Origin of the sequence: Pseudomonas sp. SbOxS1 (assembly GCF_013416725.1) — a bacterium.
Taxonomy (GTDB): Bacteria; Pseudomonadota; Gammaproteobacteria; order Pseudomonadales; family Pseudomonadaceae; genus Aquipseudomonas.
Map to the genome: position 1 here is coordinate 1 of NZ_JAAVXC010000038.1, position 22,593 is coordinate 22,593.

The following is a 22,593-nucleotide window of genomic DNA, read 5'->3' on the forward strand; positions in this document are numbered from 1 at the left end:
GAACCTCCACTCGGCCTCTCGATGGGGCAAGAAAATCAAAAGCCAGATCAAGATCAAACACGAAAGCGAGGCGGCCTTAAAGCCGACCTGATCGGAAGCCGTACGCATTCCCTCTGTAGGAGCCAGGCTTGCCGGCGAACCAGGCGCTGCGGTGTGTCTGTTGTACCGCGTTATCGTTCTTCGCCGGCAAGCCTGGCTCCTACAGGGAATCAGGTACAGCCGTAAAAATCAGGTCGGCTTTAAGGCCGCCTCGCTTTTGATTTTGATCTGGGTGCCCCGTTAACCACGATGGCCGAACGCAGGCATTGCGCAGTGGGGAAACCGGCAGGACGCCGGTTTAGCCGCGCTGGGCCATGGATGGCCCATCGCGGCGACCCTGTAGGAGCGAGTATGCTCCGGGCGGCGTTCCGACGAAAAACCTGAGAGCACCGCGGGGTGTCAGGCTCCCCGCGTCATCGTTGAGCTCCATCGCGAGCATGCTCGCTCCTACGGCCCGTTCGCCAAACAAAATAATCTGCAAGAAAACCCAACGCCGTTGCACAGAAGGGGACTGGTCCCCGATCCGAGCAACGCCATGCCCCATTACTTCGATACCGCCCACCGTGTAGAAATCGAAACCTTGCGCCAACGCCTGACCGCTCGCACCGAGTGGCCGACCTGGCTGCTGCTGGTCGGCGTGTACGCTGGCTGGTTCGGCATCGTGCTGGGCAGTGACAGGTTGGGCCTGTGGTGGAGCACATTGCTGTTGATCCCGCTGGTGGTGCTCTGGTTGTCGCTGCAGCACGAATTGCTTCACGGTCATCCCACCCGCTGGGTATCGCTGAACAAGATCCTCGGCTACGCGCCGTTCGCCGTCTGGTATCCCTACACCCTGTATCGCGACAGCCATTTGCTGCATCACCGCGATGAAGACCTGACCCTGCCGGGTCGCGATCCGGAAAGCCGTTACCTGAGCGCCGAGCAATGGCAGGGCAGTTCACTGTTCGAACAAGGCCTGCACTGGCTGAACAAAACCGTGCTGGGTCGTTTCATCCTGGGCGCTCCGCTGGCCTTGCTGGCGCTGGCCCGGGAGGAGTTGCAGCGCCTGAAAGCGGGTGAGCGACAGGCCTGGTCGATGTGGCTGAGCCACGGCACGTTGACCCTGCTGATGTTGCTGTTTATCGCCCGCTACAGTGTGCTGCCGATCTGGCATTACCTGTTGCTGGTCAGCGTGCCGGCGCTATCGATTGCGATGATCCGCTCCTACTATGAACACCGTCCCCATGCCCAACCCGAGCAAAGGACGGTCATCAATGAAGCCGCCTGGCCGTGGCGCTGGCTGTTCCTGAACCTCAACCTGCACCTGGTGCATCACGACTTGCCGGGGCTGCCCTGGTACGACTTGCCCCGCGTTTACCGCGCGCGTCGCGAGCAATGGCTCGCGCGCAGCGGCGGGTTCCTGGTGCAGGGTTATGGCCAGTTATGGCGCCGGCACGGGGTGAAGGCCATCGATAGCCCGCGGCATCCGTTCCACTGATTGCGAATGAGGTCCCACAATTGGAATTACGTTGCATGGGAAAGTTTCGATGACACAGCACCTCGCTGAATTACTGATGTACGTCGCCCCCGAACCGGTCCGCCAGGCCAACGAGCGCTGGCTGAGCCGCATCCTCGAGCGCCTGGGGGCCACGCGCCGCAACGCCGGGGGGCTTTCGCTGATGGACCTGTGGCTGTCCCCGCACCTGCTGCTGACGCAAACTTGCGGCTATCCGCTGATGACGGCATTGCGGGGGCGGGTGCGGATCATCGGTCGTCCTCGTTATGAACTGCCGGACGCCAGCGGCGGCAACCATTGCAGCCTGTTGCTGAGTCGCGCCGATGATCCACGGCGCACCCTGCCGGCCTTCGGAGGCAGCCGTGGAGTGATCAATGGCGAAGACTCCAACAGCGGCATGAACCTGCTGCGTCACCGCCTGGCGCCTATGCATCGGGAGGGGCGGTTTTTTGCCAGTGTCGGTATCAGCGGCAGCCACCGCGAAAGCCTGCGCTGGCTGCGTGAGGATAAAGCGGACCTGGCGGCCATCGACAGCGTGACCTTTGCCTACCTGGCGCGACACGCCGAAGACGAAGTGGCTAATCTGCGGATCGTCGGTCGCAGTGCCTTCAGTCCGACCTTGCCCTACATCACCGCGCCTGCCGTCACCGAACATCAGGCCGGGCACATTCGGCAGGTGATGAATCAGACGTTGCAGGAACTGCCGGACGCCGCCGAAATCCTCGGTTTGCAAGAGATCCTGCCGGCTACCGAAAGCGACTATCAAAGCATTCTCGACTACCAGCGAGAGGCTGAGGACCTGGGCTTTGGACGATTGCGTTGATAATCCAATTTGGAATATAAAAATGCTTTTTAAGTATTATTAATGAATAAGGCTCCTTGCTAGGATCGCGTCACCGGATCACCGGACATTCAGCGACCCCTGACCTTTGGAGCCTCTATGTCCGGCCCCGACCTTTCCCATCGCAACGACGTGGGCGGATTATTCCGCGCGCATTACCCCTGGCTCTGCACACGGTTACGCCGGTATCTGGGGGCCAGCCCCTGCGTCGAAGACATCGCTGCCGAGACCTTTGTGCAGTTGCTCGAATCGCCGGGGCTGACCCCGATCCGCGAGCCTCGCGCCTTGCTCACCACCATTGCCCATCGGTTGATTTATCAGCTCTGGCGCCGTCGCGACCTGGAGCGCCAGCACCTCGAACAGTTGCAGCACGTTGACCGGCATCAAGCGATCTCGCCCGAAGAACAGGTGCAACAGACCCAGGCGTTGCATGGCCTGGCGCGCACGCTCGAACGTTTGCCGGGCAAGGTTCGGGCAACGTTCCTGTTGTCGCGGGTCGACGGCCTGACCTACCCGCAAATTGCCGCCCGACTGGGCATTTCCCAACGTTCGGTGAGCGATTACATGACTCGCTCCCAAGCCCTGTGTGCCCGGCACAGCGCCAACCAATCCTTGAATTCCCTGACCCGGAGGTCCGCATGAGATCGTTGAAAACCCTGCTCGGCAGTTCGCTGCTGGCCCTGAGCCTAGTGGCGGCGCAGGTTCCCGCAGCAGAAAAAGTCGCGCCGATCCACTTCGGCGATATCACCTGGGAAAGCGGCAGCCTCATCACCGAAATCCTTCGGGTGATTGTCGAGAAAGGTTACGGCTACCCGACAGACACCTTGCCGGGCAGCACCGTCAGCCTCGAAGCAGCGTTGGCCAAAAACGATATCCAGGTGATCGGCGAAGAATGGGCAGGGCGCAGTCCGGCGTGGGTCAAGGCCGCTTCCGAAGGCAAAGTGTTTGGCCTGGGCGACACGGTCAAGGGCGCCACCGAAGGCTGGTGGGTGCCGGAATACGTGATCAAAGGCGACCCTGAACGAGGCATCAAGCCGCTGGCCCCGGAACTGAAATCCGTCGCCGACCTGGCCCGCTACAAGGACGTGTTCCGCGACCCGGAAGACCCAAGCCGCGGACGCTTCCTCAACAGCCCGACCGGCTGGACCTCGGAGATCGTCAACAGTCAGAAACTCAAGGCTTACGAGCTGACCGACAGCTTCGTCAACTTCCGCACGGGATCGGGTGCGGCACTGGATGCCGAGGTGGCTTCCTCGATCCGTCGTGGCAAGCCGGTGCTGTTCTACTACTGGTCGCCGACGCCGCTGTTGGGGCGTTTCAAACTGGTGAAGCTCGATGAACCAGCGTTCGACGCCGAAGCCTGGAAGACCCTGGCCGACGCCAACAACCCGAATCCAAAGGGTACCCGGTCGATGCCGGCCAGCCTGGCGATCGGAGTGTCCGCGCCTTTCAAGGCGCAGTACCCGGACCTGGTGGCGTTCTTCGAGAAGGTCGACCTGCCGATCGACCTGCTCAACCATACCCTCGGCCAGATGAGCGAAAAGCGCCTGCAACCGCGCCAGGTGGCAGAAGCTTTCCTGCGTGACCAGCCGCAGATCTGGAAAGGCTGGGTGCCGGGGGAGGTGGCTGAGCGTGTCAGCACACAATTGTTAGCGGCTCAATAGCCTCCACCGCCGCTGCGGGTCGGTTCCCTGGCCTTTTGCTGTGCGTTACTCCATTCGGCACAGCTCATGAAGCTTTTATGATCGACCTTGCCCCGGCTATCGAAGCTGACGTTGTACCGTTGCTGATGACCGGGTTGGGTCAGGTTGTAGTCGAAACAGGTGCCGGGCTCGATCGTGCGGTTGGAGATCGACAGGGGGGGGCCGCCGATTTGCTCGACTTGCTCCTTGCTCATCCCGGTCTCGACCTTCGCCACCAGTGGCTGATCCCGATAGATATGTGAATCGGTGCTGCAGCCCGCCAGCACGGTGATCAGGGTGGCAAGCGTGTAGAGGGACTTGTTCACGGTGTGACTCCCGCTATTCAGGCTTGTTTCGACTGATGATCTTGGCCTTCACTTCCTCGGCATAACCCGCCAGCCGTTGTTCATCGCCCTGGAACAGATCGCACAGCCGCCTCACGGCTTCTGCATCGACATCATTCCCCGCCAGGCGCAATTGTTCGGCTATGCGCAATAGCTCTACAGCCGACCATCGCAGGTCCGATGCAAGCCCTTGCAGGTCACGTCGAAGCGTCTGTTCATGTTCGTTAAGCCACATGATGATCTCCCGAATCTTCGTGCTACGAAATTTTAGACCCATTCGCGTGATGTGGCGTTGTGTTCGTCTGATGCCAAAGGGCTTCCATTGGTCGGGAAATTTGCGCGTTTCGCAAAATTTGCTGTCGTAGTGAAGTGCCGATATTTCAGCAGGGGAGGGTGCGTTCAAAATGACCACTACCGATGACTTCAGGGCGCATGCCCAGGAACTGATCGCCGATCTGGATGCCGCCACCAGCGAAATGATGAAACTCGTTTCCGAGCATCAACTCAGCGGGCCGGAATGGGAGCGGGTCAGTCAATGGCAACACGAAGCCTTTGAGCGATGGACGACTTATCTGAACGAGCGTTCCTACCCGGACCGCGGCGATCACAGCGTCAGCCCCTGAGGTTTGATGCAACAAAATGGCTGTCAGCGTGGCAACAGGCTACATTTTATTTTTTCAGGTTTAAGGATGCTTCATGAGTCGAATGTTGATGGGGGGAGTGGTGATGGCGTTGTTGGCGGGGTGTTCCTTGCCTGCGTCCCTGGTGCCGGGCGAGCCGAACTACAACAAACCGAGCGACAAGTTACCCAAGGAAGTAGCAGCCTGTGTATTGCCGGCCTGGCAAAAGGAGATCGCCAAGACCACCCAGACTTCGATTTCCAACGGCTATCGGATCACCGCGCCGAGTGTCATCACCGCCGATGAAGTGCTGGATATCGTCAAGTACAAGGACGGCAGCCGGGTTTCGCTGTACCAGGGGCCGCCTTGGGCCAAATCAGGGGCCATGCGCCAGGCCGTACGCGACTGCCTGTAGGGATCAGCCTTAGATCTCGGTGACCTGGATCAGTTGATCGGCCTGGGCACTGGCGGTGCCTTTCTTTTCCCGGCGATCACTCATCCAGCTCTCGACCTGCGCATTGAACTGCGCAGGCGCCTTGCGCCCGACCTTTCTGGCGATGTCCAGGATGGTCTGCTGGGCCAGGGCTTCTTCCATGCGCTTCTGCGCAGTCAGCATGGCGCCATGCACCGAGCAATGGCCGTCCAGCGCCCACTCGGGCACCTCGCCTTCGAACAACGCACAGCGACCACGAATTTCCCGACATTCGAAAATGGCCTTGCGCCCGTCGATGGCATTGACGATGTCCAGCAGGCTGATCTCATCGGCCGGCCGCGCCAGCTTGAAACCCCCACGCACGCCTTCGGTGGCAACCACCAGTTTTGCCTTGGCCAGTTTGGTGAAGATTTTTGCCAGATAGTCCAGCGGCACGCCTTGCAGCTCTGCCAGGTCACGCACGCTCGCCTCGCGGGTCTCGCCTCCATTGCCCACCAGGAAAATCAGGCAGTGAATGCCGTACTCGACGCCCGCGCTGTAAAGAGACATATCGATCTCCGACTAATGTTGTCGTAAATATTAGCAGCTGACCCTTAGCCAGGCAACGATTTCGATTTTTCTCCATGCGCAGGAAAGGCCTTGCAGGCAGCGGATTCAGTGGGGTTTTGCCGGTCTATCGATGGCATCGATTCGAACCATTGAGAAAAACACCTTGCTCAAATTAACTACGATCAATACAGTCGTAGTTGTCAGGTCGGGAGTGGAAGGCCCTTTCAGCAGAGAGCGAGCGTCGACCTCCTGACCCATTAACCCAATTCACTGCCTGGTTTTTTTCCCCTGGAGTTAAAAATGAAACAACGCATCCTGGTAATTGGCGCAGGTTTCGGTGGCATGTGGAGCGCTTTGAGTGCTACCCGCCTGTTCGATATCCACGGTCACAATGACGTTGACGTCACGGTGCTGGCGCCCCAGGCCGAACTGCGCGTGCGTCCACGCTTCTACGAGCCGAACGCCCACCAGCTGGCGGCGCCCATCGGCGAGCTGTTCGATGCGGTCGGCGTCAAGTTCATCAAGGGGGCTGCCGAGACCATCGACGTCGAGCAAAAGCGTGTGGGGTACCTCGATGCCTCGGGCGAAAAACAAGTCTGCATCTACGACAAACTCGTTCTGGCCACCGGCAGCGGTCTCGCGCTGCCGGACACCCCGGGTGTGGCTGAACATGCGTTCGACGTCGATCAGATCGAACAGGCCATACGCCTGGAAAACCACCTCAAATCCCTGGCCAACCAGCCGCAGAGCCAGGCGCGCAACACGGTGGTGGTGGCCGGTGGTGGCTTCACGGGTATCGAAACCGCCACTGAAATGCCCACCCGTTTGCGCGCCATCCTCGGCGAGGGTGCGGACATCAAGGTGATCATCGTCGATCGTGGCGCTGAGGTAGGCGGCTCCATGGGCCCGCAAATCGCCGAGAAAATTGCCGAAGCCAGTGAGGAAACCGGCGTCACATGGCACCTCAACGCCTCGGTTGTCGCCGTCGATGAAAACGGCGTCAGCTTGTCCGACGGCCAGCGCATCGACGCCAAGACCGTCATCTGGACCACCGGCGTGCGTGCCAGCTCGCTGACCGAGCAGATTCCTGGCGAGCGCGACCACCTGGGCCGGCTGCACGTCGACGCGCACCTGCAAGTCATTGGCCAGCCGGACATCTTCGCCACCGGCGACGTGGCCTATGCGGCCAGCGATGACATCGGCAACCATGCACTGATGACCTGCCAGCACGCCATCGTGCTGGGCCGGCATGCCGGTAACAACGTTGCCGCGCAGATCCTCGGTGTGGACCCGACGCCGTACAGCCAGCCCAAATACGTGACCTGCCTGGACCTGGGGGCCTGGGGTGCGGTCTACACCGAAGGTTGGGATCGCCAGGTCAAGCTGACCCGGCAGGAAGGCAAGTCGCTGAAGACCCAGATCAACACGGTGTGGATCTACCCGCCGGCGGCGAATCGTGAAAGCGCGTGGGCGGCAGCGGATCCTTTGATTCCGATTGCCTGAATGGGGTGAGGTTGTGTGATTGAAAAAATCCCGTCCGGAGAGATCCGGGCGGGATTTTTTTTGCAGACGCACATGTTAAGACTGTAGGAGCCTGGCTTGCCGGCGAAGGCGGCCTGACAGCCGACCAATCTCTCGCGGCTGTACCCCCGATCAAACTGTAGGAGTTGGCTTGCCAGCGAAGGCGGCCTTATAGCCGACCAATCTCCCGCGGATGTACCCCCGATCAAACTGTAGGAGCTGGCTTGCCAGCGAAGGCGGCCTGACAGCCGACCTATGTTTTGTTGACCGTGTACATATCCATTGCTGCGGTAACGGCCACTTAGGGTTTCGCCCTTACGGCGAGTCCCTTTTGTCAAACGCCACAAAAGGAACCAAAAAGTCTTGCCCCAGCGTCCGGCCCCTCGCTAAGGCTCGGGGTTCCTTCGCTCCGGCATTCATCCGGGGGCATCGCCCTCCGGTTGGCTTCGCTGGCACCTACATGCGATGTGTTCGACTGCGTCGAACGGCGCTGCGCGCCAATCCCCGGATGAACACCTCCACTCAGCCTCCCGAAGGGGCGGGTGGATCAACAGCAACAGCAACAGCAACAGCAACAGCAACAGCAAAAGCAAAAGCAACAAGGAGGTGACCTAAATCATTCCTTGTCGCTACCGTAATTCATGATCGACAACAACCGGATCGGCACCTGCACCAACTCCTCGGGCCCATGGGGGATTTCCCCTTCGAAGGTCAGGCTGTCCCCAGCCTCCATGCGATACAGCTGATTGCCATGCCGGTAAATCAGCTCGCCTTCAAGCAAATGCAAAAACTCGGTACCGGGGTGGGAGAAGGTCGGGAACTCTTCGCTGGCGTCATCCATGCTGACCATGTAGGCCTCGAAACTCTTCTTCGGCCCGCGGGTGTGATTGAGCAAATGATAGGTATGGCCTTTCTCTGTGCCCCGGCGCACCACCTCCATGCCCTGGTCGGCCTTGACCAGTAGTGCGCTACCGTCCTGCTGGTCGTATTCACTGAACAATTTCGACAGCGGCAGGCCCAGCACGTCACACAGGCGGCTGAGGGTGTCGAGGCTGGTGGAGACCTGGGCGTTTTCGATCTTGCTCAACATGCCCTGGCTGATATCGGCGATCTTGGCCACATCAGCCAGTTTCAGGTCCTGGGCCTGGCGTTGGCGCTTGATCTGCAAACCCAGGTATTGCTCAAGCTTGAGGCGCGGGGCGGTTTCGGTCGGCATAGTCATCGGATCCTGCACACTTTCCGTTCAGTAATATTAGTTTCGCACTGAGAAAGTGCAAGTCGCGGCGTCGGGCGCGAGTCCATCGGGCAATATTCCCATGGGGAAAAGATTTTTCCCATATAAACAGCACCACTGGTGTTTTTCACGCGTCACTCGCGAAGCTGGCAAGGGCCTTGCATTCCTATTGGGAAACAAACTTTCTTTTCAGGAATAAAAAGAAAGTCAGGGCCAACCCACAACTGATTTGCCTTTCGCGAGGAGTGACGAGCAATGTTGCCAGCAGAAACCCAGCGCATCATCGACAAGCACGGGATCAAGTACGTGCTTGCGCAGTTTGTCGATATCCATGGTGCGGCCAAGACCAAATCGGTGCCGATCTGTGGGCTCAAGACCGTGGCCGAAGAGGGCGCCGGTTTTGCCGGGTTCGCGATCAGTGGCATGGGCATGGAGCCCCACGGTCCGGACTTCATGGCCCGCGGCGACCTGGCCACGCTGACGCCCGTGCCCTGGCAGCCGGGGTATGGCCGGGTGGTGTGCGTCGGTCATGTCGATGGCAAGCCGCATCCCTATGACAGCCGTTATGTCTTGCAGCAGCAGATCCGACGCCTGGAGGACAAGGGCTGGACCCTCAATACCGGCCTGGAACCGGAATTCAACCTGATGCGTCGCGACGAGCAGGGCAAGTTGCAACTGGTCGACCTCAGCGACAACCTCGACAAGCCTTGCTACGACTACAAGGGCCTGTCGCGCTCCCGGGTGTTCCTCGAACGCTTGACCGAAGCCTTGCAGGCGGTGGATTTCGAGGTCTATCAAATCGATCACGAGGACGCCAACGGCCAGTTCGAGATCAACTACACCTACAGCGATGCCATGACCTCGGCGGACCGCTTCACCTTCTTTCGCATGGCCGCCGGCGAGATCGCCAATGACCTGGGCATGATCTGTTCGTTCATGCCCAAGCCCGACCCGAAACGTGCCGGCAACGGCATGCACTTTCACCTGTCGATCAGCAGCTCAGAGAACAAAAACCTGTTCCATGATGCCAGCGACCCGAGTGGCATGGGCCTGTCGAAAATGGCCTATCACTTCGCCGCCGGTTTGCTGGCCCATGGCCCGGCGCTGTGTGCCTTCGCCGCGCCGACGGTCAACTCCTACAAGCGCCTGGTGGTGGGCAATTCGTTGTCCGGCGCGACCTGGGCGCCGGCGTTTATCGCCTTCGGTGCCAACAACCGTTCGGCGATGGTCCGGGTGCCTTACGGCCGCCTCGAATTTCGACTGCCGGACGCCGGTTGCAATCCCTATCTGGTCAGCGCCGCGATCATTGCGGCGGGTCTCGACGGTATCGACCGCCAACTGGAAATCGACCACGTCTGCAACGAAAACCTCTACAGCCTGAGCCTGGAACAGATCGCCGCGCGCGGCATCAAGACCCTGCCGCAATCGCTCAAGGAAGCCTGCGACGCGCTGGAGGCCGATCCGCTGTTCGCCGAAGTGCTGGGCCCGCAGATCGTCGGCGAATTCATCAAGCTCAAGCGCATGGAATGGGTGGAGTACAGCCGCCACGTCTCCGACTGGGAAATACAGCGCTACACCGAGTTTTTCTAAGCGCCACCGGGCGCGCTCAAACGAACCATCTCGCCGCTGAAACTGGCGGCTGCCGAACGTAGTGAGGACTGTTTTATGTGTGGAATCGTAGGTCTTTACCTGAAAAACCCGCAGCTGGAATCCCGGCTGGGTCAACTGTTCGAGCCGATGCTGCAGGCCATGACCGACCGTGGCCCGGACAGTGCCGGCTTTGCCATCTATGGCGATGAAGTGGCCGATGGCTGGGTCAAGCTGACCCTGCAGGCAACCACCGAAAGCTTCGACTGGACAGCCCTGATGGGTGAACTTGAAGGTCGCCTGGGCTGCTCGCTGGATTGGTTCCAGAACGCCAGCGCCGCCGTATTGAAGATCCACGCGCAGGAGGCGCCGGTACGCCTGGCCCTTGCCGAACTGGCGCCGAACGTACGCATCATGAGCGCCGGGCAGAGCATCGAGATCCTCAAGGGCATGGGCTTGCCCCAGGAGATTTCCCAACGCTTCGGCCTGGCCGGCATGCAGGGCAGCCACATCATCGGCCACACCCGCATGGCCACCGAAAGCGCGGTGACCATGGAAGGCAGCCACCCGTTTTCCACCGGTGCCGACCTGTGCCTGGTGCACAACGGCTCACTGTCCAACCACTTCCGCCTGCGCCAGGAGCTCAAGCGCGAAGGCATCCAGTTCGAAACCGACAACGACACCGAGGTGGCCGCCGGGTACCTGACCTGGCGCCTGCAGCAGGGCGACTCGCTCAAGGCCGCACTGGACCATGCGCTGGAGGACCTCGACGGTTTCTTCACTTTCGCCATCGGCACCCGCAACGGCTTTGCGGTGATCCGCGACCCGATCGCCTGCAAGCCGGCGATCCTCGCCGAGACCGACGATTACGTCGCCATGGCCTCGGAATACCAGGCGCTGTCGAGCCTGCCGGGCATTGAAAACGCCAGGATCTGGGAGCCGGCACCGGCCACTTTGTACATCTGGGAACGCGAGTCAGCTTAAGGAGCGCACACATGAAAACCATCGATCTTTCCATCGCCAGCGTGCGCGAGCTCAATCAGGCGCTGCATGACCAGGTGCACAACGTAGAAGACCGCGAATGGGTGGTGACCCACTCCAACGGCAAGCACAACCTCGCCGTCGGGGTGAACCAGGCCGTGTCCATCGATATCCAGGGGCACGCCGGTTACTACTGCGCGGGCATGAACCAGAAAGCGAGCATCACCGTGCACGGCAACGCCGGTGTGGGTGTCGCGGAAAACATGATGTCAGGTTACGTGCGGATCAAGGGCAGTGCGTCCCAGGCTGCCGGCGCCACCGCCCATGGCGGGTTGCTGGTGATCGAAGGGGATGCCGGGGCCCGTTGCGGGATTTCCATGAAAGGCATCGACATCGTGGTCGGCGGCAGCATCGGCCACATGAGCTGCTTCATGGGCCAGGCTGGGCGTTTGGTCGTCTGCGGCGATGCCGGTGATGCGCTGGGCGATTCACTGTACGAAACGCACATTTACGTGAAGGGCAGCGTCGCGTCGCTGGGGTCGGACTGCATCGAGAAAGAGATGCGCGCCGAACACCTGGAGGAACTGCAAGTGCTGCTCAACCGCGCCGGATTCGAGCACAAGGCCGCTGACTTCAAGCGCTATGGCTCGGCCCGTCAGTTGTACAACTTCAAAGTCGATAACGCGTCCGCGTATTGATCCACGCAAGGAGAATAGCTATGAGTGAGAAGAATCCTCCGGTACTGCGCGAGTCCGCGACCTTCGACCGCCTGACCATCCAGGAAATCCAGCGCGCCGCCGAGACCGGCATCTATGACATTCGCGGCGGTGGCACCAAGCGCAAGGTCCCGCACTTCGACGACTTGCTGCTACTTGGCGCCAGCGTGTCGCGCTACCCGCTCGAAGGTTACCGGGAAAAGTGCGGCACCGATGTGATCCTCGGCAACCGCTTCGCCAAGAAGCCGATCCACCTGAAGATTCCGGTGACCATCGCCGGCATGAGCTTCGGTGCGCTGTCGGCCAATGCCAAGGAAGCCCTGGGCCGTGGCGCGACCATCGCCGGTACCAGCACCACCACCGGTGACGGCGGCATGACCCCGGAAGAGCGCGGGCAGTCGCAGCACCTGGTCTATCAGTACCTGCCATCGCGCTACGGCATGAACCCGGATGACCTGCGCAAGGCCGACGCCATTGAAATCGTCCTGGGGCAGGGCGCCAAACCCGGTGGCGGCGGCATGTTGCTGGGCATGAAAGTCACCGAGCGAGTCGCTGGCATGCGCACGCTGCCGATCGGTGTCGACCAGCGCAGCGCCTGCCGGCACCCGGACTGGACCGGCCCGGATGACCTGGCGATCAAGATCGCCGAGATCCGCGAAATCACCGATTGGGAGAAGCCGATCTACGTGAAGATCGGCGCCAGCCGCCCGTACTACGACGTCAAGCTGGCGGTGAAGGCCGGGGCCGACGTGATCGTGCTCGATGGCATGCAAGGGGGCACGGCGGCGACCCAGGAAGTGTTTATCGAACACGTGGGGATTCCGATTTTGCCGGCCATCCCGCAAGCGGTACAGGCTTTGCAAGAGATGGGCATGCATCGCAAGGTTCAACTGATCGTTTCGGGAGGGATTCGCAACGGTGCCGACGTGGCCAAGGCCATGGCGCTGGGCGCGGACGCGGTGGCCATTGGCACGGCGGCCCTGATTGCGCTGGGCGACAACCACCCGCGCCTGGATGAAGAACTGCACAAGATTGGTTCAGCCGCAGGCTTTTATGACGACTGGCAGAACGGCCGCGACCCGGCCGGGATCACCACCCAGGACCCGGAGCTGTCCAAGCGCCTGGACCCGGTGGAAGGCGGTCGCCGCCTGGCCAACTACCTGCGGGTGTTGGTGCTGGAAGCACAGACCATGGCCCGGGCGTGCGGCAAGTCGCACCTGCACAACCTGGATCCGGAGGATCTGGTGGCGTTGACGGTGGAATCAGCAGCCATGGCGCGGGTGCCGCTGGCGGGAACCAGCTGGATACCGGGTTCCGGTTACTGACACCTGTCGGACGCTGTTGTCGTCCCCTGTCGGACGCCTCCGCCTGTAGGAGCCAGGCTTGCCGGCGAACAAGACGACGCGGTGTTCCAGATACAACGCGTCATCGTTCTTCGCCGGCAAGTCGGACCGCCGCACCGCTGGCTCCTACAGGCGGAGGCGTCCGAAGATCGTTTTCGCCGGCAGGAGCCAGGCGTTCAGATATTCGAAGAGGCCGCCAAGGTCCGTTGATTTGCTACTTGCTTGCTGCCCGACACTTCCGATTTCCATTGCAGGAGCTTTGAACATGGTCAATCGTCTTCTCGGCAAATCCCTTGTTGGCTTACTGGCGAGCGGTGCGCTGGTGCCCTTGGCGCAGGCAGCCGATGCACCCGTATTGAACACCGGCAGCACGGCCTGGATGGTCATGGCGGCTGTGCTGGTGTTGTTCATGTGCCTGCCGGGCCTTGCGCTGTTTTATGGCGGCCTGGTGCGGGCGAAAAACATGTTGTCGTTGTTCACCCAGTGTTTCGGCATCGCCGGATTGGTGGGCGTACTGTGGGTGATCTATGGCTACAGCATGGTGGTCGACACCACGGGCATGGTCGAGGGCGAGGTGACCTTCAACAGCTTTGTCGGCGGCATGAGCCGGGCCTTCCTGGCCGGGATGACGCCTGAAAGCCTGGTCGGCGAGATTCCGGAAGGGGTATTCGTGACCTTCCAGATGACCTTCGCCATCATCACCCCGGCGCTGATCGCCGGTGCCTTCGCCGAACGCATGAAGTTCTCGGCGGCGCTGCTGTTCATGGCGCTGTGGTTCACCCTGGTGTACGCCCCGGTGGCGCACATGGTCTGGGGTGGTGCGGGGGCCTTGATGCATAACTGGGGTGTGCTCGATTTTGCCGGCGGCACCGCCGTGCACATCAATGCCGGCGTCGCCGCGCTGGCCGCCTGCCTGATCCTGGGCAAGCGCAAGGGCTATGAAAATACGCCGATGCCGGCGCACAACCTGAGCCTGACCATGGTCGGTGCAGCGATGCTCTGGGTCGGCTGGTTCGGTTTCAACATCGGTTCCGGCGGCGGCCTCAGTGGCACGTCCGGCATCGTCATGCTCAACACCCAACTGGGGGCGTGCGCCGGGATTCTTGGCTGGATGTTCACCGAGTGGTTCAAGGTCGGCAAGCCGAGTGCGCTGGGCCTGGCCAGCGGTGCCCTGGCAGGGCTGGTGGGGATCACGCCGGCGTGCGCCTATGTGGGCGTGGGCGGCGCCCTGGCCATCGGGTTGTTGTGCGGGGTGTTCTGCTACTTGAGCGTTACGGTGCTCAAGCGCCGCTTCGGTTATGACGACAGCCTGGATGTGTTCGGCCTTCACGGCATCGGCGGGATGATCGGCGCGGTGTTGACCGGTGTGTTTTGCGTGCCGTCCCTGGGCGGGCTGGTGGAAGGCGTGAGCATGGGCGGTCAAGTGCTGGCGCAGATCAAGGGTGTAGCGCTGACGACGGTGTACTGCTTCGTCATCAGCTGGCTCATCCTCAAGGTGGTGAATGTCATGGTCGGCCTGCGTGCCGATGAGTCGGTGGAAGAGATGGGCCTGGATCTGGCCGAGCACAATGAGCGTGCCTACAACCACTGATCACGGGCAGCTTTTGTAGGAGCGAGCTTGCTCGCGAAGGCCTGAAGAGCGCCGTGTTTTACCCGTAAACACGCGTTATCGTTAACGACCTTCGCGAGCAAGCTCGCTCCTACAGTGGCATCGGTTGGCGAATCCGGGCCGCACGCTGCAACTGGCTGGCAATCAGTGTGTTCTTCAGCAGATAGGCAATGGTCATCGGCCCGACACCACCGGGCACGGGCGTGATTGCGCTGGCGACAGTGCGAGCACTGGCGTAATCGACATCGCCGACCAATCGATTGCCCGACTCGCTGGTAATGCGATTAATCCCCACATCAATCACCACCGCTCCAGGCTTGAGCCAGCTGGCATCGATCAGCTGCGGGCGACCCACCGCTGCCACCACGATGTCCGCCAGCCTGCACAATGCCGGCGCATCGACGCTGCGCGAATGCACCACGCTGACCGAACAGTTGGCCTGTAGCAACAGCGTCGCCATGGGTTTGCCGACAATGTTCGAACGGCCGATGACGACCGCGTGCAAGCCACTCAGGTCACCGCAGGTTTCGTGCAGCAGGCGCATGCAGCCGCTAGGCGTGCAGGGCGTCAGCACTTCGATGCCCTGGACCAGCCCACCGACGTTTTCCCGATGAAAACCGTCCACGTCCTTGATCGGGTCAATGGCATGGATCACCGCGGCTTCATCGATGTGGACCGGCAACGGCAATTGCACCAGGATCCCGTTCACCGTGACGTCGGCGTTCAGTTGTGCAATCAGTTCCAGGACCTCGTCCTGGCTGGCACTTTCCGCCAGGCGGTACTCCAGTGAACGGATGCCGACCTCCTTGGCCCGCAGCAGTTTGTTGCGCACATACACCTCGCTGGCCGGGTCTGCGCCCACAAGCAGTACGGCCAGGACGGGGTAGATTTGTTGTCGGGCCAGGACCTGAACCTCATCTCGAACCTCGTCGAGAACCAGGGCCGAGATGGCTTTGCCGTCGATGTCGCGGGCAGGTGCGGGGGTGGCGTTGAGCAAAATAGTCACCGTTGTCTGGATTGAGTGGAGAGGTGAGGCGATCATCGAGGCGCCGTTGCGCCCCGATGATTGATCAGGTACCTGCGGGCACGGACGCTCAGGCTACCAGTTGATGGCAGCCATATACCACCAGCACGCCGGCGATCAGCGTGGCATAGGGCAACCAGCCGGCGCGTTTCTGGCCGGCATCGGCCTCAACGTGCAATTCACTGAGCATCGCTTGCGGGAAGCGCCCCTGGTCCTGCACGTAGTGGCGGTAGCAGAACACCGGCAGGATCAATAGCGCCAGCAGCAGGCCCGTCACCAGGGTTCCGGCGCCCCAGATATCGGCGCCCAGGCCCATGCAGGCCAGGTTGACGAAACTCAGTACACCACCGGCCGCCAGCAGCACGGTGGGCGCTTTGTACGGGCGGACCCAGTCAGGGCGATCCAGGCGATGGATCCAGCCGGCGTTGAGGTTGAGGAAGTTGAAGATGATGTAGCTGACGTTCGACGCCGCGAGCACGAACACATAATCGGACATCAGCAACAGCAGCAGGTTGAACGACAGGTCGGTCCACATGGCGGCGGTAGGGGCGCCGTGTTCGTTGGTGCGACCCAGGTATTTCGGCAGCCAGCCATCCACCGACGCCTGGTACAGGGTGCGCGAGGACCCGGACATGGACGTCATGATCGCCAGCAAGGTGGCGAGGACCAGCATGATCAACACGATGTTGGCCACCACCTTGCCGCCGCCGATGCTGTCCGCCATGACCTGGCCAACGCCCATGCCACTGTAGATCGCCGGCGACAACAGTCCGCTATAGACCGCCGGTGTGAGCACTGCGCCGCTGCTATCGAGCACGGCCGGGGTCACCAGCTGGCCAAGACCCAGGCTGCCCTGAAATGCCAGGGGCACGAGGGTGAACACCAGGATGCACAGCAGGCCCGCATAGAAGATCGCCTTGAAGGTGTCGCGCTTGGGGTCCTTGAATTCGCGTGTGTAACACACCGCCGTTTCGAAACCGTAGGTCGACCACGCAGCCATGAACAGCCCGCCGGCCATCAGCGACCACCCGGACATATCCCAGGGCCCGTCGATGACCTGGCCGGCCGCATCATGCGCCAAGGGGTACAGCGGCAGGAAATTGGCCTGGGCCGCATCCCCGGTGAACAATGGCACGACACCCACCAGCAACAATGGAATCAGCGACGTCACACCGAGCACCAGCGTGAGGCGTGCCGAGCGCAGGATGCCGCCATGTTGCACGGCAAAGACCGTCAGCAGAATCACCAGGCCAATGGCGAATGTCGCGTTGATCCGCAGCGACAGGCCGCTCTTGATCCAGCCCAGGTCGAGCAGGGTCAGTTGCCAGGTATTGATCAATGCATCGGCCGGAAACAGGGCGGTGAGGATGTAGCCGGCCGCCAGCCCCGAACCGATCGAAAGCACCGGCGACCATGCCAGCCAGTTGCACCACACCGACACCGGGGCGATCAGCTTGCTGTAGCGCACCCAGGCAACCGCGCCGTAGACCGAGGCGCCGCCGGACTTGTGCGGGAACAGCCCGGCGATTTCGGCATAGGTGAAGGCCTGGATGAACCCGAACAGAATCGACACGATCCAGACGATCCAGGCCGGTTTGCCCACCGTAGCGGCGATTGCGCCGATGGAAAACAGCACCAGGGCGGGCACGCCACTGGCGACCCAGAAAGCCCCGCGCCAATCGATCTTGCGGTGCAGGCTGCCCACTGAACTGGCGGCCTGCGGTACGGCCTCGAACGTAGTCGCTTCCATCTTCGTATTCCCATGTCTGAGTAGAGCGGGACCCTATAGGAGCGAGCCTGCTCGCGATGGACGTCAACGATAACGCGTGCTGTCTGGATGACCGCGTTGTCTGAACGTTTTTCGCGAGCAGGCTCGCTCCTGCAGGGTGTGTATGGGCAGTCAAAAAGAGGTCGATCAGCTACGGACCCGGCTCTTGTCCGGGTCGTAGAAAATCGCTGCGGTGACCGTGGCGCTGATGCGCTTCTGAAGGCCATCGACTTTGCCGATTTCCAGTTCCGTGCCCGCCTCGCTACAGGCCACATCGACCCTGCACAGCGCGATGTTGCTGGCGAGCAACGGCGAACGGCAGGCACTGGTGATGACGCCAACCTGGGCCCGACCGCGGTAGACCGGATCGCCGTGGTGAGCCGCTTCGTTACCGTTGAGTTGCAGGCCCACCAGCTTGTGCGCGGGATGGGCGCTGCGGCGCAGCAGGGCGTCGCGTCCGATGAAGTCATCGGTCTTGCTTTTGAGCGGTACGCAAAAACCGATGCCCGCTTCGAATGGATCGGTCTGGTCGCTGAACTCGTAGCCGGCAAACACCAGCCCGGCTTCGATGCGCAGCATGTCCAGCGCTTCCAGGCCCAGCGGCACCACGCCCAGAGGTTGGCCGAGCGCCCAGATCCGGTCCCAGACCTTTTCGGCATCGCTTGGGTGGCACCAGACTTCGTAACCCAGTTCGCCGGTGTAGCCGGTGCGCGAAATCATCAGCGGGCAGCCGTCATGACCGTCCAGGCGGCCGACCAGGAAACGGAACCAGCCCAGGGTTTCCAGGCTCGGTTGGGTCGGCGCGGTCCAGACCATCTGCTTGAGCAGTTCGCGGCTCATCGGGCCTTGTACCGCCAGGTTGTGAATCTGCTCGCTGGCGGATTTGACCCAGACCTTCATGCCGAGCTTTTGTGCCTGTTCGCGCAGCCAGGTGCCGGCGTAGTCCTCGCCGCAGATCCAGCGGAAATTATCCGGGCCCAGGCGCAGCAACGTGCCGTCGTCGAGCATGCCGCCATGCTCGTGGCACATCGCCGAGTACACCACTTGCCCCACTGCCAGGCGCCGCACGTCGCGGGTCAGGCAGTACTGCAACAAGGCCTCGGCGTCAGGGCCGATGATTTCGAATTTGCGCAGGGCGGTCAGGTCCATCACGGCCACCCGTTCGCGGCAACCCAGGTATTCCTCGATCGCGCCGTAGCCGTCATAGCGCAGTGGCAGCCACCAGTTGCGGTAGTCGACGAAGCTGCCAGTCAGGGTGCTGGTACGTGAATGGAACGCCGATTCACGGGTGAGGATCGGGTCGGCATCGGCCGTGGTTCGAGTGCTCATGGCGATGGAAAAACGCTCCTTTTCGCTGTAGATGCGGACATGGATATCGGTCGGGTTCCAGCCGTTGGCCGGGTCGATGTCATCCGGGCACGAGGTACTGCCACACAGCAGATCGGTCATGGCCCGCAACAGCACGTAGTCGCCGGGGCGCGACCAGGGTTCGTCGAGGGTCATCTGCTGGTGCGCGTCGATGGCGGTGTTGTAGAAGAAATTGATCGCCGGCCAGCCGCTGCGGGCCTTGACTCCGTGCGGTGCCAGCACCCGGTTGAGGTTGTCGCTGCAGTTGTCGTGCCCGAAATAACCGTGGCTCTCGTAGTAGCGGGCGGCGCAGGCCAGGGCGAAGGCGTCGTGGCGGCCGACGGTGTCTTGCACGACCTCGAGCATCGGCTGCATTTGCCGGTCGAAAAACTTCGAATACAGCCCGGGCGCCGGGTAAGCGCTGCCATTCAATGTGCGGGTGACGGTCTGGTCCAGATCCAGCTCCAGGCCGCGATCCAATGCGCACCGATCCAGGGCGACGAAGTCCGAGCACTGGCGGCCGGCGACATCCAGTACTTGCACGTACTGGCCCTTGCCGACGGTGTAGCTGCGGGCGCTGCCGGGGCTCAGGGTGAACTCGTCGAGCAGTTCACCCAAGGGTTCGGGGAGGGCAGGCAGCAACAGTGACGAGGGATTGGCCCGGGTCACCCACAACCTGAGTTCGCTGGGCCGGTATTGCAGCTCGACCGAGGTCTGCCCGGCGGGTGCCGCGACGATCACCAGCAACTCTGTGCAGGCCACGAATTGCCGGCTGTAGCCGGCGGGGCTGTCGTTGTCCCAGAGTGATGCGGCATCAGGCAGGTGCTGCGGATCGACACCGCGTCGCACCAGTGCCTGGGCCACGCGCCGTGCCTGCGCGGTCCCATCGACCAGTCGCGAAGCGATGAACCGACAGGCTGATGAGCCGCTCAGCGCCCAATCGGCGAGCGCGCTGTGGCCGTTGCCTGCCAACGCCAACAACTCGCAGGGCTGCTGGCCTTCAAGGTCGATCACTTGCAGGCTGTCGCCGGGCTGCAAGGCGACCAGGGTCAGGCCACCTGCAGCCACCCGGTAGCGCTCCAGGTCCGGCGCGCGGGCATAAAGGCCGGGCTCCCGGGGTCGCGAAAAGCGAGGTGCGTTCATGACAGGCTCCAGGGTCAGCCGACCGACTTGATGGCTGTTGGCGGCTCACCGAGGTACGCCGCCATGGAGTCGTCCAGGGCCTGCAACCACGGGGTATGGTGGGGCGGCGATTGGGTGCCGGTCATCAGCGAGCGATAGGACTTGTCCCGATAGCCCATGATGTCGGCCGCCTTGTCATGCTTCCAGTGCAGGAAGGTCTGGTTGACCGCGGCGATGTCGAAGTCGGGGTAGTCGGTGGCGTCCACCAGGTGCTGGATGTAGGCGCCCTGGTATTCGAACATTTGCTGGTTGGTTTGCAGCGTCTGTTCCCGTTCATGCCATTGGCGGCTGTCGGCGATCATTTCGGCCTGGCCTGGCAGTTCGATGCGCCCCAGAATCACATCGCGGGCGTACCAAGCCTGGGCGTCGAACATGTTGAAGGAGTACCACTGATCCTGCATGCCGAGGTAAATCAGCCGCGGGTTTGCTTCCCAGAACACGCCTTTGTAGAGGTTCATCGGCCACAGGCGGTTGTCGGTCTTGAGGCTCAGTTCGTCCGGCAGGAACGGGAAGTGATGCTTGTAACCGGTGCAGAGAATGACCGCATCGATGTGCTTGCTGCTGCCATCGATGAAGTAAGCACGGTTGTTTTCCAGGCGTTGCAGCAGCGGCTTTTCTTCCCAGTTGTCCGGCCAGGCATAACCCATGGGTGCGGTGCGGTAGCAGCTGGTGATGCTGCGGGCGCCGTACTTGTAGCACTGGGAACCGATGTCCTCGGCGGAATAGCTGCTGCCGACGATCAGCAGGTCCTTGCCCTTGAACTCCAGTGCCTCACGGAAATCGTGGGCGTGCAGGATCCGCCCGGCGAACTGTTCGAAGCCTTCGAAGTACGGCACCTTGGGGGTGGAGAAATGGCCGCAGGCGTTGATCACGTAGTCGAATTGTTCGCAGGTCAGGGTATCGCTGTCGTAGTCGTGGGCGTGCAGGGTGAAGCGCTGGCTTTGCTCGTCGAACGTGACCTGGCGCACCACGTTGTTGAAGCGGATGTAGTCACGCACGCCAGCCTTTTCGACCCGCCCCTTGATGTAGTCCCACAGCACTTCACGTGGCGGGTAGGAGCCGATGGGCCGGCCGAAATGTTCTTCGAAGGTGTAGTCGGCGAACTCCAGGCATTCCTTCGGTCCGTTCGACCACAGGTAGCGGTACATGCTGCCGTGCACCGGTTCACCGTTCTCGTCCAGGCCGGTGCGCCAGGTGTAGTTCCACATGCCGCCCCAGTCGCTCTGCTTCTCGAAGCAGACCAGCTCGGGGATGTCGGCGCCCTGGTCGCGGGCCGACTGGAAAGCTCGAAGTTGCGCCAGGCCGCAAGGTCCGGCGCCGATGATTGCCACGCGTAATGTCATGGTCGTGCCTCGTATTGGCTCTTGAAATAGAAAAACAGGGGCGCTCAGCGAAAGATCACTGTCTTGTCCTGGTTGATGAACACCCGGTGTTCCAGGTGGTACTTGAGGGCTTTGGAGAGGGCGACCGTTTCGGTATCGCGGCCGATGGCGACCAGGGAGTCGGGCAGATGGGTATGGTCGACCCGCTGGATTTCCTGCTCGATGATCGGCCCCTCGTCGAGGTCGCTGGTGACGTAGTGCGCCGTGGCCCCGATCAGTTTCACGCCGCGGTCGTAGGCCTGGTGATACGGCTTGGCCCCCTTGAAACCGGGCAGGAACGAGTGATGAATATTGATCGCGCGACCGGACAGCTGTTGGCACAGCCCGTCGGACAGGATCTGCATGTAGCGGGCGAGTACCACCAGGTCGGTCCGGGTGTCCTCGACGATGCGCATCAATTCGGCTTCCTGGCTGGCCTTGTTGTCCTTGGTGATGGGCAGGTAGATGAAGCGAATGCCTTCGCGTTCGGCCATCGCCCGCAGATCCAGGTGGTTGGACACCACTGCCGTGATGGTCATGTCCATTTCGCCTTTGCGGTGGCGATACAGCAGGTCGGTGAGGCAGTGGTCGAATTTGCTGACCATCAGCAGCACCCGGGTCGGCTCGCTAGTGCAGAAAAGCTGCCATTGCATGTCGAAACCGCCGGCCAGGTCGCCCAGGCCCTCGCGCAGGGTACCGATATCGCCGGTGATGCCGGCGTTGAAACGAAACACCGCGCGCATGAAAAACTGCCCGGTGAATTCGTCATCGAATTGTGCAAGTTCGCTGATGTAGCACTGTTGCGCTGCCAGGCAGGTGGTGATAGCGGCGACGATGCCGGAGGCTGCCGGGCAGTTGATCTTGAGAATGTAATGTTCGCAGGTGTCCATCATGGGCTCCTTGATGCAATGGATGGA

At 61.6% G+C, this 22,593-nt stretch carries 21 protein-coding genes; 12 read left to right on the top strand and 9 right to left on the bottom strand.

Annotated features, from left to right (window positions below; genetic code table 11):
• Window positions 1-574 precede the first annotated feature (574 nt).
• The 4 genes from HFK74_RS27850 to HFK74_RS27865 all read left to right on the top strand — a co-directional run bounded on the left by HFK74_RS27850 (window position 575) and on the right by HFK74_RS27865 (window position 4,039).
• Window positions 575-1,516 (top strand): fatty acid desaturase, encoded by a 942-nt coding sequence (locus tag HFK74_RS27850; RefSeq protein ID WP_180206311.1) that lies wholly within the window; start codon window positions 575-577, stop codon window positions 1,514-1,516.
• Between the two features lie 49 nt (window positions 1,517-1,565).
• Window positions 1,566-2,357 (top strand): phosphate/phosphite/phosphonate ABC transporter substrate-binding protein, encoded by a 792-nt coding sequence (locus HFK74_RS27855; RefSeq protein ID WP_180206312.1) that lies wholly within the window; start codon window positions 1,566-1,568, stop codon window positions 2,355-2,357.
• A 117-nt stretch (window positions 2,358-2,474) separates the two neighbouring features.
• Window positions 2,475-3,017: a sigma-70 family RNA polymerase sigma factor gene (locus HFK74_RS27860; protein WP_180206313.1), complete on the top strand. Its 543-nt coding sequence runs from the start codon at window positions 2,475-2,477 to the stop codon at window positions 3,015-3,017.
• Window positions 3,014-4,039, top strand: coding sequence for an ABC transporter substrate-binding protein (locus HFK74_RS27865; protein ID WP_180206314.1), 1,026 nt, complete (start codon window positions 3,014-3,016; stop codon window positions 4,037-4,039). Before HFK74_RS27860 ends, HFK74_RS27865 begins: the two co-directional genes overlap by 4 nt.
• On the opposite strand, the gene osmE is transcribed toward HFK74_RS27865, so the two are convergent.
• Together osmE and HFK74_RS27875 are read right to left on the bottom strand one after the other, a co-directional pair.
• On the bottom strand, window positions 4,033-4,383 hold the full coding sequence (osmE, locus tag HFK74_RS27870; protein ID WP_180206315.1) for an osmotically-inducible lipoprotein OsmE: 351 nt from the start codon (window positions 4,381-4,383) through the stop codon (window positions 4,033-4,035). The genes HFK74_RS27865 and osmE overlap by 7 nt on opposite strands.
• 13 nt (window positions 4,384-4,396) lie before the next feature.
• Complete coding sequence (locus HFK74_RS27875; RefSeq protein ID WP_180206316.1) at window positions 4,397-4,636, bottom strand: hypothetical protein; 240 nt, start codon at window positions 4,634-4,636, stop codon at window positions 4,397-4,399.
• Between the two features lie 169 nt (window positions 4,637-4,805).
• On the opposite strand from HFK74_RS27875, the gene HFK74_RS27880 reads away from it, so the two are divergent.
• Both HFK74_RS27880 and HFK74_RS27885 read left to right on the top strand, forming a co-directional pair.
• A complete protein-coding gene (locus tag HFK74_RS27880) occupies window positions 4,806-5,024 on the top strand; it encodes a hypothetical protein (RefSeq protein WP_180206317.1) in 219 nt (72 codons plus the stop codon).
• 73 nt (window positions 5,025-5,097) lie between these two features.
• Window positions 5,098-5,436, top strand: a complete 339-nt coding sequence (locus tag HFK74_RS27885) for a hypothetical protein (protein ID WP_180206318.1) — start codon at window positions 5,098-5,100, stop codon at window positions 5,434-5,436.
• A gap of 9 nt (window positions 5,437-5,445) precedes the next feature.
• On the opposite strand, the gene HFK74_RS27890 is transcribed toward HFK74_RS27885, so the two are convergent.
• Window positions 5,446-6,003, bottom strand: a complete 558-nt coding sequence (locus HFK74_RS27890; protein WP_180206319.1) for an Rrf2 family transcriptional regulator — start codon at window positions 6,001-6,003, stop codon at window positions 5,446-5,448.
• 300 nt (window positions 6,004-6,303) lie between these two features.
• On the opposite strand from HFK74_RS27890, the gene HFK74_RS27895 reads away from it, so the two are divergent.
• Window positions 6,304-7,506 (top strand): NAD(P)/FAD-dependent oxidoreductase, encoded by a 1,203-nt coding sequence (locus HFK74_RS27895; RefSeq protein WP_180206320.1) that lies wholly within the window; start codon window positions 6,304-6,306, stop codon window positions 7,504-7,506.
• Window positions 7,507-8,140: 634 nt separating this feature from the next.
• On the opposite strand, the gene HFK74_RS27900 is transcribed toward HFK74_RS27895, so the two are convergent.
• Window positions 8,141-8,740, bottom strand: a complete 600-nt coding sequence (locus tag HFK74_RS27900; RefSeq protein WP_008061438.1) for a helix-turn-helix domain-containing protein — start codon at window positions 8,738-8,740, stop codon at window positions 8,141-8,143.
• A 273-nt stretch (window positions 8,741-9,013) separates the two neighbouring features.
• On the opposite strand from HFK74_RS27900, the gene glnT reads away from it, so the two are divergent.
• From glnT to HFK74_RS27925, 5 genes are all read left to right on the top strand, one after another.
• Complete coding sequence (gene glnT / locus HFK74_RS27905; protein ID WP_180206321.1) at window positions 9,014-10,348, top strand: type III glutamate--ammonia ligase; 1,335 nt, start codon at window positions 9,014-9,016, stop codon at window positions 10,346-10,348.
• A 75-nt stretch (window positions 10,349-10,423) separates the two neighbouring features.
• On the top strand, window positions 10,424-11,329 hold the full coding sequence (locus HFK74_RS27910) for a glutamine amidotransferase family protein (RefSeq protein ID WP_180206322.1): 906 nt from the start codon (window positions 10,424-10,426) through the stop codon (window positions 11,327-11,329).
• An 11-nt stretch (window positions 11,330-11,340) separates the two neighbouring features.
• Complete coding sequence (locus tag HFK74_RS27915) at window positions 11,341-12,024, top strand: protein glxC (RefSeq protein WP_180206323.1); 684 nt, start codon at window positions 11,341-11,343, stop codon at window positions 12,022-12,024.
• Between the two features lie 20 nt (window positions 12,025-12,044).
• Complete coding sequence (locus HFK74_RS27920; RefSeq protein ID WP_180206324.1) at window positions 12,045-13,367, top strand: FMN-binding glutamate synthase family protein; 1,323 nt, start codon at window positions 12,045-12,047, stop codon at window positions 13,365-13,367.
• 283 nt (window positions 13,368-13,650) lie between these two features.
• Window positions 13,651-14,976, top strand: a complete 1,326-nt coding sequence (locus tag HFK74_RS27925; protein WP_180206325.1) for an ammonium transporter — start codon at window positions 13,651-13,653, stop codon at window positions 14,974-14,976.
• 109 nt (window positions 14,977-15,085) lie between these two features.
• Here the strand turns inward: HFK74_RS27925 and HFK74_RS27930 are convergent, their stop codons facing one another.
• The 5 genes from HFK74_RS27930 to purU form a co-directional block, all read right to left on the bottom strand.
• Window positions 15,086-16,036, bottom strand: a complete 951-nt coding sequence (locus tag HFK74_RS27930) for a bifunctional 5,10-methylenetetrahydrofolate dehydrogenase/5,10-methenyltetrahydrofolate cyclohydrolase (RefSeq protein ID WP_180206326.1) — start codon at window positions 16,034-16,036, stop codon at window positions 15,086-15,088.
• Window positions 16,037-16,088: 52 nt separating this feature from the next.
• Window positions 16,089-17,768: an APC family permease gene (locus tag HFK74_RS27935; RefSeq protein ID WP_180206327.1), complete on the bottom strand. Its 1,680-nt coding sequence runs from the start codon at window positions 17,766-17,768 to the stop codon at window positions 16,089-16,091.
• Window positions 17,769-17,933: 165 nt separating this feature from the next.
• The gene (locus tag HFK74_RS27940; RefSeq protein WP_180206328.1) at window positions 17,934-20,276 is read right to left on the bottom strand and encodes a DUF1989 domain-containing protein; all 2,343 of its coding nucleotides are present in this window, start codon (window positions 20,274-20,276) and stop codon (window positions 17,934-17,936) included.
• Window positions 20,277-20,290: 14 nt separating this feature from the next.
• A complete protein-coding gene (locus HFK74_RS27945) occupies window positions 20,291-21,658 on the bottom strand; it encodes an NAD(P)-binding domain-containing protein (protein ID WP_180206329.1) in 1,368 nt (455 codons plus the stop codon).
• Window positions 21,659-21,702: 44 nt separating this feature from the next.
• Window positions 21,703-22,569, bottom strand: a complete 867-nt coding sequence (gene purU, locus HFK74_RS27950; RefSeq protein ID WP_180206330.1) for a formyltetrahydrofolate deformylase — start codon at window positions 22,567-22,569, stop codon at window positions 21,703-21,705.
• Window positions 22,570-22,593 lie beyond the last annotated feature (24 nt).